Below are 11,818 nucleotides of genomic sequence, written 5' to 3' on the forward strand. Positions count from 1 at the left end.
ACTCCTAACGACGATCCGAGAGCGGCGTGAACGGGAGCGTGGCACGCTCGCTCTCGTCGTAGGCGAGCGCGTCGGCCTGCTCGGCGTCCGACGGCGTCAACAGGTCGATGACGCGCGGGGCGTTCTCGACCGCGCCGTCCGTCGCGCCGCCGAAGGTGTACCCACCGGCCTCGACGTCGACGGGCCGGAACGCGCCGAAGTTCTCGGAACCGACGATCGGGAGGAGTTCGACGGACGCGAGGTCGACGTCCAGCAGATCCTTCTCGACCGAGAGGACGACCGTGTCCGCGTCGAGGTCGACGAGGGTCTCCGGCGACCCGAGGTCGGTTTCGTCGGCGTCGACGACACCGGTCTCGAACCCGCTCGCGGCGATCCGATAGTGCCACTCGGCGTCGAAGTCGGCGGTGATCTCCAGGTCGCCGATCTCGGTCGTTCGGCCGCCCGAACGCGACGGATCTCGGAGGTAGACGACGAAATAGTGGGGCGAGAAGTCGCCGCCGTAGACGTCGTAGAGGGTCTCGACCTCGATCGCGAACAGGTACTCGGCCTCGGACTCGTAGACGGCGACCGATCGCAGGTCGAACGCGCCGTCCCGGAAGTCGCCGCTGGTGGGGTAGGTGTACTCGCCGGGGCCGTGATCGTCGCCCGCCGGATCGTCGAGTTCGGCGACGAGGTCGCCGGGTGCGACGGTGACGGTCGCCGATTCGAGAACGCGCCCGTCGTCGGGATCGCGCAGGACGACGTCGTACGTGCCGATCGACGTGATCGTGTATCCTAGCGCGACCGTCTCGTCGGTCGCCCCGGGCGCGAGCCTGACGTTGTCGACCGTCTCGCGGTCGCCGTCGATCTCGATCGCGACGGTCGTCCCGCCGACGAAGTCGCCGTCGTTCGAGCCGGTGGCCGTGATGAACGGCTCGCCCAGGGACGCCTCCTCGTCGATGCTGTAGCGCACGTCCTGTGTCGGGCGCTCGTAGGTCGGCAGGTCGGCTCGCCCTCGCGCGGGGCGCAGGCGGATCGCCGTGCCGCCGCTCCTGGCCATCGAGGCGAGGACCGTCGTGCTCGGATCGACGATCGCCTCGTCGATCCTGACGGCCTCGGGATCGGACTCGTAGCCGCCGCCGAGACCGTCCGAGTAGATCTCGGCGACGTACGTCGGCCCCTTCGGGCCGGTACCCCGGCCCCTGTCACCGGACTCGCCCGGGGCGAGGAAGTCGAGCGGGACGTCGATCGCGCGACCGCCCTCGTCGGTCATGGCACCGACGTACCACTCCTCGCCGGTCCGGCGGGCGGTGACGGTGTAGTCGCCGATCGCCGAGTCGACGACGACGGTCTCGTCCCAGCCGGCCGCCGGTACGTCCTCGATGAACGCGAACTCGGGTTCCGCGTCGAAGTTCTCGTTCTCGGGGGTGTAACCTTCGTACTCGGCGGGAAGCGGTGACGGCTCCCCGGGTTCGGTGACGGCGATCGCGTTCAGGTTGAAGCCGCCGACGTCGCCCGCGAACGCGTCGCCCGAATCGTCGTAGTGGAGTTCGATCGCGATCTCGTTGTCGCCGTCTTCCAGTTCGATCTCGGTGGTGAACACTTCCCACTGGTCCCAGTAGTCGGTGAAACCGGGCTCGACCGTCCGCGTCGAGTCGTTGACGCGCAGGGTCGCCCGGGTCTCGCCCGCCGCCACGACTCGATCGGCGTTCGCCTCGGCATCGGCCGCGTGCCGGAGGTGGAGATCGTACGTGCCCGCGTCGGCGTCTCGAACGGTGAACGAGACCGACGACCCCGAGGGGACGCGATTGGGGTCGACGGCGACGTAGTTCGTCCCGAAGGCGTTTCGCCACTCGTCGAGCGTGACGAAGCCGTCGATCTCGCCGGCGGTCGCCTGGAGACACTCGCCGACCGCGAACCCGCTGTCGACGTAGGCCTCGATGCGATCGGCGGCCATCTGCAGGCCGCTCAGGTAGGTGGGGTAGAGCGCGAGTTGCTTGGCGCGCGTCGTCTGGATCCGATCGCCCCTGTCGTCGGTGAACGTCGTGTCGAAGATGCCGGGCTGGTAGCTGACCGGGCCGGCGAGGTTCCGGGTGAACGGGAGCGTGACGTGGTGGTCCGGATCGACGTTCGAGCCCAGTTGTCCGAAGCCGTCGTACTCCTGGGCCTTCACGACCTCGCGGTTGGCCACGTTGGGGTAGGTCCGGAGCTCCCCGGTCGGCTTGATCCCCTCGTGGATCTCGAGCAACTGTCGATTGGCCGCGGCCTCCTCGATGACGAGCCGGTGGTGGTTGACCGCCAGCTGGTTGTGCTGGTTGTGCGTCGGCTCGGAGCCGTCGCCGTCGATCCCGAGCCCCGGGTCGGAGACGTAGCCGTTCTTGATGGAGTGAATACCGAGGTCCTCGTACTGGGCGAAGACCTCGTCCGCGACGATCTGGTCCTCGTAGTGGGGCAGAGCGCCCGCGGTCTCGTTGTGGATCGTCATCTCGACGGGATCGTCGAGCGATCGGCCGAAGTCGGTGACCTCGCGGACGTCGAAGTCGGGGTACGAGTCGTCGACGCCGAACGCGAGGCCGGTGCCGTCGCCGGGGTAGGTGTCCCAGCCCTGGTTCCACCCCTCGACGAGGACGCTGTCGATCCCGTTTGCCGCGGCGAAGGCCATGTACCGCTTCATCCGCTCGGTGCGGGCGCCGTGGACGTAGCCCGCCGGATCCTCCGCCGCGGCGAGGAGTTCCTCGTCGCTCCTGTACTCCCAGTTGGCCGACCCGGCGATCATCGTCCACCAGATGCCGACGTACTTCCGGGGTTCGATCCAGTCCGTGTCCGGGTCGCCGTCGGCGGTCGGCAGGACCGACTCCTCCAGGGGCGAACTCAGCAGCGGGATCAACTGCGATTCGATCAGGTCGCCCGGACGGCGGCCGATCTGGATCGTTCGCCACGGCGTCGCGTTCGGAACGGCCAGCGAGGCTTTCGTCCCGTCGGGTAGCGGCGTCAGTTCGGTGGCGAAGTCGGTGCCGCCCGCGTCCGATCGGGGCGCGAGCGTCGCCGACGCGTAGTCCTCGAGATCGGCCTCGTGAACGCTCAGGTAGGCGTCGCCGTCGCCGGCCTCGATCGTCAACGGGGTGTGCGCGCCGGTTCGGACCGCGGTACCCGTCGGTCGCGTCTCCCGCGATCCGCCGGGAATCTCGCTGAGCGGCGTCTCCGCGTACTCCTGCTCGAACCGGGGGTTGGTGACCTCGTTGCGGATCCACCAGGCCGTGTAGTCGCCCGCGAAGTCGAACCCGGTGTTCTCGGACGTAATCACGGCCCTGTCGCTGTTGCTCGCGAACCCCTCGCCGAAGACGAACCGAAAGCCGACTCCGTCGTCGAAGACGCGGAACTCGAGCGTGGCCGATCGACCCGCCCCGCCGATCTCTTCGAGTCCGATCGCCAGCGCGTTGTACGCGGCTGACACGCGCTCCGTCGCGCCCCAGACGGGGTCCCACTCCTCCGTCTCGGAGACGCGTTCGCTCCCCGTGACCTCGAGGGTGGTCCCGGACGACCCGTCGGCGCTCGCCCCGAACGAGGGCTGGTTCCGGAAGTCGAACCCGAGCGCCGACGACTCGACGTAGGTCGTCCCGTCGAACGCGACCTCGTACCTCGGGACGCCGTCCGAAACGTCGATCGTCACCGAAATCGCCCCGTCGGGGGAGTCGATCGTCTGGACGGCCGCGTCGTCGCCGTCCGTGACCTGCGCGGCGACGCTCTCGGGAACCGATCGCGTGTACGCGGCCGCGGCCAGCGCCGCGGTAATCCCGCCGAGAACCTGTCGACGGTTCGGCCCCGAAAACGTGTGTTGTGATAGTTTATCAAACATCCACTGCCGCGTTTGAACGGTATCGGTCATAAAAATAAGGGTCGTCGACGTTCCGTTAACCCGGTATCGTAACCGAGTGAATACCGTCGTTCGTCCATCGACTTCGGGTCGATTCGAGCGGACGATCGGCCGACTGGGGGACGTCGATCGGCCGGTCCGGGGACGATGACCGATCGCCACACCGGGGCGCGGTCCCCGGGTTCCCGGAGCCCGGATACGCCGCGAGAGAGGCCGACGATCGGAAAGCCGGCAACGACGACTGGGAACGGGAGTGCTTTTCCGTCGCCCGGGCGAGACACGGACGAGAACCGATCGTGGCCGAGACGGACGCCTCGACCGATCGCAAACGGGTCGACATGACGACGGGGGCGATCCCCCCGAAACTGCTGGCACTCGCGTGGCCGCTCGTCCTCGGGAACCTCCTCCAGACCGTCTACAACCTGGCGGACATGTTCTGGGTCGGCCGCGTGAGCGCCGAGGCGGTCGCCGCCGTCTCCCTGATGTTTCCGCTCTCGTGGATGTTCGTCTCGACCGCGATGGGGATCACCGCCGCCACCATCGCGCTGGTCTCCCAGTACGTCGGCGCGGGAAACGATCGGATGGCCGACCGGGTCGTCGCCCAGACGATCCTGCTCACGCTGGCCGTCTCGACGGTGCTGGCAGCGATCGGTCTCGCCTTTCGGCGACCCCTACTCTGGCTCATCGGCGCGCGCGACCAGGTGTTCGTCGAGGCACTGGCCTACATCGAGGTGATCTTCCTCGCGCTCCCGCTTACGTTCCTCTTCTTCGCGTTCCGATCGTCGCTCCAGGGCGCTGGTGACACGAAGACGGCGATGTGGCTCGTCTTCGTCTCCGCGGGAATCAACGTCGTGCTCGACCCCTTCTTCATCCTGGGCTGGGGGCCGTTCCCGGCGATGGGGACCCGCGGTGCGGCGATCGCGACGTTCATCTCCCGCGGCCTGGCGACAGTGGCGGGGATCTACATCCTGCTGGACGGCGGGTTCGGGGTTCGTCTCCGGATCGGCGATCTCGTGCCGGACCTGTCGATTCAAAAACAGCTCGTCGACGTCGGCTACCCCGCGACGATCGACGGCTGGGCGCGCAGTTTCGCCGCGGTGGCGATGGCCGGCTTCGTCGCGCGGTTCGGGGCCGCGCCGACGGCGGCCTACGGGATCGGGGTCCGGCTGATGTCGGTGACGTGGGCGGTCTCGGGCGCGGTCGGGCAGGCGACCGCGACCGGCGTCGGCCAGAACCTCGGCGCGAAGACGCCCGATCGGGCGGCGGCGGTCGCACGCACCGCGACCGCGGCGACGATGGTCTTCATCTTCGCCGTCGCGGCCGCCCTCGTCGCGTTCCCGGCGCAGGCGATCCGGCTCTTCGTCGCCGATCCCGCGGTGATCGCGGAGGGCGTCGTCTTCCTGCGGATCACGGCCCCGTTCTGGGCGCTGTTCGCGGGCGTGATGGTCGTCCAGGGCGCGCTCCGCGGGGCCGGGAACACCAAGGCGGCGATGGCCCTGTCGTTCCTCTCGCGCTGGGTGTTCCGGGTCCCCGTCGCGATCGTCCTCGCGTTCTCGTGGACGCTCACGCTTCCGGGCACCGGCGTCACGATCGGTGCGCTCGACTGGGGCATCGAGGGGATCTGGTGGGCCTACTCGTTCGGCATGGCCGTCTCGTTCGTCGTCGCCGTCGCCTGGTTCCGGCGAGGGACGTGGCGTGAGGGCGTGATCGAGGACGAGTCGGGCGAGGATCGATCGCCGCGGGACGATCGGACGGCCGCTGGCGGCAGCGAGACGGATTTCGTGGACGACTGAGCCGCGTCGGAGAGCGATTCGCGTCGCATCCTTCGTAGCCGGAAGCGAATCCGTCGATACGTCCACCACGTTATCAGATAAGTGCTAAATTAGCGTGCGATAAGACGAGGATCGACTGGACTCGTCCCGAACGTTGTTTTTTACTGTCAGAAAGAGTTCGTCCGATCCAAAAAGATCATACTCGGAAATAAGGTCCTCACGGGAAATGAGCGATCGGATACACAGTGTCGATTCGATGCGGATAATTGCGATGGCGTTTGTTGTCATGATTCACACAGATCCGTTCAGGGGACTCGGAGTGTACGGCAATATGGTTAATTTTACGATAGATTCGACGGCCCGGTTCGCCGTTCCGTTCTTTTTCGTGACGTCAGGCTACCTGTTCGCCCGGAAAACGGCGGACCGAGATCCGACTGCCTACCTGGTCAAACAGGCGACCACGATCGCTTCGCTATACGCGTTCGGGCTGGCGCTCGCCGCGCCGGTTTTCCTCGCGGGAACCGTCACGCGGGACGGTGGCGAAAATAGCGACCTCGTTGGCAGCAGTCTCTCCGAACTCGTCAGGTTCCTCTCTCCCCTCGAACTCCTCTACTACGGGAATTCCGTGTCGGTCATCCTGTGGTTCCTTCCGGCCCTCGCCTTCTCGCTGACGCTCGTCTACTGCTTCGTGCGGGCCGATAAGACGGCGTACGTGGTGCCGGTTTCGCTCTGTTTCCACGCGATCGGTCTCCTGGGGGCGAGTTACACGATGTTCGTGGACGTGCCGTTCGAGGTCAGGGACGCGCTCTTCTTCGGGTTCTTCTATACGAGTCTCGGCTACTACGTCGGCTCTCGCGACTGGCGGCCAAAGCCCGACCGGAGCGGGGTTTACCTCGGTGCGACTGCCCTCTTCGCCGCGCTCCACGTCGGAGAACGGTACGTACTTGGATACGTTATCGCGGGAGAGACGTTCGCTAACGGCGTGTATACGGCGAGCTACACGATCGGAACGGCGCTCGTTTCGATCTCCCTCTTCGCGTTTCTCCTCTCGCGACCGGCGCTCGGGAAGGGGACCCCGGTACCGACGTGGGGACGCTACGCCGTCGGAATTTACGTCACCCATCCGACCGTGCTGTTCCTTCTGGAGCGGACGGAAGAGATTCTGCACGCGATGGGGTACGAGATCGGTACCACGCTCCTGTGGCATCTCGCGTTGACTCCGGCGACCTTCTTCGGGGCGTTGCTCGTCTACGTCGCGGCGCGCAAATCGGGAGTCATCCGCGAGCGGCGGATTCGTCTGCCGCGACTTCGTTCGGACCGGAGTCACGATCCGAACTAACCGGGCGCCGGCGGCGATCCGGCGACTTCTTCGGTCCGTCTCCGACGATCACCGGTTCAGCAGGCTCGCCGGCAACCACTTCTGCAGAGTCGGACTGAACTCGGCGACCATCTGGGCGTCCTCGTCGGTGAACGCGTCGGTCGCGATCAGCGAGAGGACGAACACGACGATCACGACGATCGGGAGGGTGGCGACGATCACCAGGTCCGAGTCGACGAACAGGACGATCGGTGCGCCGGCGATCGTCGCGGGCACGCCGGCACCGACGACCTTCGCGAAGTCCCGCGTGAAGGGGTGAATGCCGTCGAGGTGGTACACCTCGCCCAGCGTCAGCGCGCCGACCAGGAACAGCGCGGTGGCGGAGCCGATCGCCGCGCCCTCGATGCCGACGATCGGGATGAGCGTCATCGAGACGAGGAGGTTCGCACCGAACAGCACCAGCGTGTTGGCGAAGACCATCCGCGAGTAGCCGAGTCCCTGGAGGAGCGTCCCGTCGGGACCGCCGAACGTGACGTTGAAGAGGAACGCGCCGGCCAGCAGGACGACGACGACGTTCGCCGCGGCGTACTGGGGCGTATAGAGGACGGCGAGGTAGGAACTCGCGCCGAGCGAGAGGACGATCGCGTACGGCAAGGTGATCCCGACGATCCAGCGGGCCATGACCTGGAACCGTTGCTCGACGAGCGCGGTGTCCTCGCGCGTTTCGGCGATCAGCGGCTTGAACACCGGCGATAGCGAGTTGAAGATGATCATCAGGCCGGAGCCGAGCATGTAGCCGACGCGGTAGATGCCGACGTCGTCGGAGGAAAGGAAGTAGCCGAGCAGGAAGTAGTCGACCTGCCCCATCAGGACGAAGACGACGCTGGTCATCGCGAGCGGGACGGAGTACCGCACGAGCGGCCCCGGCGCGACGAGTTCGATGTCGGCCGTCAGGAGGTCCCACGCCTTGTAGACGAAGACGGCCGTACCGACAGTAATAGCGACGAACAGTCCGATCACGTAGCCGGCGATCAACCCCAGCAGACCGAACCCGGCGAGCAGGAGGCCGGCGGTGACGGCAAACCGGACGATCGGGCGCACGAGGTCACGCATGATCACCCGGTACTGGAGCTTCTTGATGCTGTAGTAGGAGGTCAGCAGGACCTTGTAGATCGCCAGCATCGGGATGGTGACCGAGAGCAACAGGAGCGCGATCCGCATCGCGGGCTCCTGGAAGAAGGCACCGATCCGCGCCGTACTGAGCGCGAGCGCGAGCGCGACGAGCGACGAGGTGACGAGGACGGTCGCCGTCACCTGCACGATCACGCCCTTGGCTTTGCCGCGTTCGCCCGCATCGAGGTACTGCGGGACGAAATAGTCGATCGCGAGCGGCAGGCCGAGGTTCGCGAACACCTGTGTGAAGAGGATCACGGACGTCGCCAGGACGAACAGCCCGTAGACCGACGGACTGACGAACCGCGTCATCAGCATGACGATCGCGAACCCGAGCACGCCCTTGACGACGTTCCCGACGAACGTGATGCCGCCCTGTTTCGCGAGCGTCGAGACGCCTTCGTCGTGATCCGTCATGGGACTGGTGTCCGATCAGACTCCCGTCGCCGGTTCGAGTTCGTAGCTCTCGACCTCGGCGGCCGCCTCGCCGAACTGTGGGAATTCGACGTCGAACGGCCATTCCTCGCCCGAACTGACGTCTTCTTCGACGTTCTCGATGACCGTCTCGAGTTCCTCGCCCTCGGCGTCGAGGAACGTCGCCCGGATCTCGACGTAGCTCAGTTCGCGGTCGCCGACGTTCCTGACGATCCCCCAGACGTAGACGCGTTCGTCCTCGGTACCGGGGCTTTCCCGCACGAGGTCGTCGTAGACGATTTTCACGTCGCCAGGTTCGGTGATCTCCTCGCCGTTCTCCTCGAAGTAGCTGAGACAACCGCCGAGCGAGACCAGGGCGGCAACGCCGAGAAACCCGCGACGATCCATCGACCCTGCCTACGTGACCGCGAGGCTTCAGCGTTCGGGACGCGGGGTGGGCTACCGCTGGACGGTCTCCCAGTCGACCTCGTCGATCGGCTGGATCGATCGGAACTGCTCCTCGCCCGGGGCGGCGAACACCGATCACCGGGCGACCGGACAACACGATACACTTTTCACCACTGGTTGCTACCACCTAGTTGTATGAGCGACTTCGATCAGTTCAGCGACGTCGGCGAAGCGGACGTAACGCGCGCGATCGGCCAGGAGTGGACCGAGGAGTTCATGGACTTCTCGGACTCGGACGTCATCATCGTCGGCGGCGGTCCCTCGGGGCTGACCGCGGCGAAGGAACTCTCCGAGCGCGGCGTGAAGACGATGGTCGTAGAGAAGAACAACTACCTCGGCGGCGGCTTCTGGCTCGGCGGGTTCCTGATGAACAAGGTCACGGTTCGGGATCCTGCCCAGCAGATTTTGGACGAACTCGAGGTGTCCTACAAGCAGTCCGAGGACAGCGAGGGGCTCTACGTCGCCAACGGGCCGGAGGCCTGTTCCGGCCTCATCAAGGCCGCCTGCGACGCCGGCGCGAAGATGCAGAACATGACCGAGTTCACGGACATCGTCATCCGAGAGGATCACAAGGTCTCGGGGATCGTTATGAACTGGACGCCGGTCCACGCCCTGCCCCGCGAAATCACGTGCGTCGACCCGATCGCCGTCGAGGCGGACCTGGTCATCGACGCGACCGGTCACGACGCCATGGCCGTCAAGAAACTCGACGAGCGCGGCGTGCTCGACGCGCCCGGCATCGGCGACGCCGAGGCCAACGCTACCGGAATGGACCAGACCGGTGACGACAGTTACGGCGCGCCCGGCCACGACTCGCCCGGTCACGACTCGATGTGGGTCGGCAAGAGCGAAGACGCCGTCGTCGAACACACCGGCCTCGTCCACGACGGCCTGATCGCGACGGGGATGGCGACCGCGACGACCTACGGTCTCCCGCGGATGGGCCCGACCTTCGGGGCCATGCTCGTCTCAGGCAAGCGCGCCGCCCAGGAAGCGATCGACGAACTCGGCGTCGACGCCGACCCCGTCGACATCACCAGTCGCGCGACCCCCGCCGACGACTGATACGGTTTACTGTACGTCAGTTCCGGCGCAACCGCCGGCCGGATCGCGGTTGCGGCGGTACATCGGTACAGCAATCCGTATGAGCGGTTCTGACCGGCGGACGAAGGGCACGTGACACGATCGTAATCTTTCCTGGTCCGGAATCGAAACTCGCGACTAGCCCGCTTTCCGCCCCTCGAGATCGGCGATCGCTTTTCGGAAACGCCCAGTTCGTGGGAATCACCGAAACCCATACTATATTTTTAGGTCGACCTAAAACTATGCCAACGAGACGAACCGTCCTGGCGGTCGCCACGGCGATGGCGGGAGCGGGTATTGCGGGCTGCACCGACGAACAGAGTACGAATTCGGACGATGACGATCCGGAAGCCGGTGACGAGAACGGAAACGGCGGCGCCGAACTCGGCGTCGCGGCCGAGTGGAACGCCATCCGTGCACGCGTCCACGACGCGCTCGCGCTCGGAATCGCCGACGAGTTCTCGACCGGGGCGGCGATCGTCGGCGACATGCTGGCCCGGTTCGAGGGCGCGACCGGCGAGTGGGGTGCCCACGAGCAACTCGAAGCGACCGACCACGAAGCCTACGAGGAATTCGAGGAGGCGCTCGAAGAACTTCGTCTGGAGGGGCTCGAAACGGCGTCGCTCGACCGGACGCGCACGGAAACCGGGATCGCCGACGAACAACTCCGGACCGCCCAGCGCGAGCGACTCGCACACCGGAACGCGATCGCGCTCGAGATGGGGCTGTTCGCGGCCCGGATCGCCGACGTCGCGGCGCTCGCGCGTGCGAACCGGTTCGACGCGGCCGAGACAGTCGCCGGAGAGGCCGACGAGCGGTGGGAGGACTCGATCGCGCACGACGAACTCAGCGCCGCCGACGCGGACCTGTACGTGGCCTTCGAGGGAGAACTGCCGGGACTGGCGTCGGCCGCGGCCGACGAGGACGTCGATGCAGTCGTGGACGGTGCCGAGGCCGCGATCGATGCGGCGATCGACGCGGCGTACGTCCTCGCGGAGGACGAGTCGGCCGCCGACGCGGCCGCACTTGCGACGTTCCAGGCCCAGGGGTGGGACGCGGCGGCCCTGGCGTCGCTCTCGGACGTCGATCCGGACGGGGCCGCGGCCGTCGCGCGAGACGCGCTCCAGCGGTTCGAGGGGGCTCGCGTCCACGACGCGGTCGAGGACGCCGACCACGCCACCTACGAGGCCTTCGAGAGCGAACTCGAGGCGTACGCCGAGGCTCTCGAAGCCGACGACGGCGTCGACGAGGCGGCCGCCGATTTCGCGGCGGCGGCGCTCCGGGCGCAGTTCGCCGTCGCGGGCGCGCTCGAGGAGGCTCCGGGCGACGACCACGGCGGCGGACACGATCACGACCACGACGACCTCGCGGGTGGGCCGAACGTCGTCGACGGCGTTCCCGAGGACGTCGATCACGTCGTCGAGATGCACGCTGCGAGCTTCGAACCGGACGAGTTGACGATCGAGGCCGGCGAGACCGTCGCGTTCGAACACGTCGAGGGCGAACCCCACACGGTCACCGCCTACGAGGACGCCATCCCCGACGACGCTCCGTACTGGGCGTCGGGCGGGTTCGACGACGAGGATGCGGCCCGTGAGGGGTGGGACGACGGCCGCGGCGCCGTCGTCTCGGGGCAGTCGTACGTACGAACGTTCGAAGTAGCGGGGACCCACGAGTTCTGCTGTATCCCCCACGAGGCCGCCGGTCACGTCGGGCGCATCGACGTGGAGTGACGAA

The 11,818-nt window shown here is 66.8% G+C and carries 7 protein-coding genes; 4 read left to right on the forward strand and 3 right to left on the reverse strand.

Features of this window, described 5'->3' with window-relative positions:
• Positions 1–4 precede the first annotated feature (4 nt).
• Positions 5–3,835, reverse strand: coding sequence for a glycoside hydrolase family 97 N-terminal domain-containing protein (locus tag MUN73_RS13825; protein WP_250141077.1), 3,831 nt, complete (start codon positions 3,833–3,835; stop codon positions 5–7).
• A 356-nt stretch (positions 3,836–4,191) separates the two neighbouring features.
• Between MUN73_RS13825 and MUN73_RS13830 the strand changes: the two genes are divergently transcribed.
• Together MUN73_RS13830 and MUN73_RS13835 are read left to right on the forward strand one after the other, a co-directional pair.
• Positions 4,192–5,646 (forward strand): MATE family efflux transporter, encoded by a 1,455-nt coding sequence (locus MUN73_RS13830; protein WP_265339259.1) that lies wholly within the window; start codon positions 4,192–4,194, stop codon positions 5,644–5,646.
• A gap of 205 nt (positions 5,647–5,851) precedes the next feature.
• Positions 5,852–6,964: an acyltransferase gene (locus tag MUN73_RS13835; protein ID WP_265339233.1), complete on the forward strand. Its 1,113-nt coding sequence runs from the start codon at positions 5,852–5,854 to the stop codon at positions 6,962–6,964.
• Positions 6,965–7,012: 48 nt separating this feature from the next.
• On the opposite strand, the gene MUN73_RS13840 is transcribed toward MUN73_RS13835, so the two are convergent.
• Together MUN73_RS13840 and MUN73_RS13845 are read right to left on the reverse strand one after the other, a co-directional pair.
• Positions 7,013–8,533, reverse strand: coding sequence for a flippase (locus MUN73_RS13840; RefSeq protein ID WP_250141080.1), 1,521 nt, complete (start codon positions 8,531–8,533; stop codon positions 7,013–7,015).
• A gap of 15 nt (positions 8,534–8,548) precedes the next feature.
• On the reverse strand, positions 8,549–8,938 hold the full coding sequence (locus MUN73_RS13845; protein ID WP_250141081.1) for an FxLYD domain-containing protein: 390 nt from the start codon (positions 8,936–8,938) through the stop codon (positions 8,549–8,551).
• A gap of 195 nt (positions 8,939–9,133) precedes the next feature.
• Between MUN73_RS13845 and MUN73_RS13850 the strand changes: the two genes are divergently transcribed.
• Together MUN73_RS13850 and MUN73_RS13855 are read left to right on the forward strand one after the other, a co-directional pair.
• Positions 9,134–10,063 carry a sulfide-dependent adenosine diphosphate thiazole synthase gene (locus tag MUN73_RS13850; protein ID WP_250141082.1) on the forward strand — a complete coding sequence of 310 codons (930 nt, stop codon included), beginning with the start codon at positions 9,134–9,136 and terminating at the stop codon, positions 10,061–10,063.
• Between the two features lie 260 nt (positions 10,064–10,323).
• The gene (locus MUN73_RS13855; protein ID WP_250141083.1) at positions 10,324–11,814 is read left to right on the forward strand and encodes a DUF5059 domain-containing protein; all 1,491 of its coding nucleotides are present in this window, start codon (positions 10,324–10,326) and stop codon (positions 11,812–11,814) included.
• The last annotated feature ends 4 nt before the right edge of the window (positions 11,815–11,818 follow it).

This window comes from Halosolutus amylolyticus, assembly GCF_023566055.1.
GTDB classification, from domain to species: Archaea; Halobacteriota; Halobacteria; order Halobacteriales; family Natrialbaceae; genus Halosolutus; species Halosolutus amylolyticus.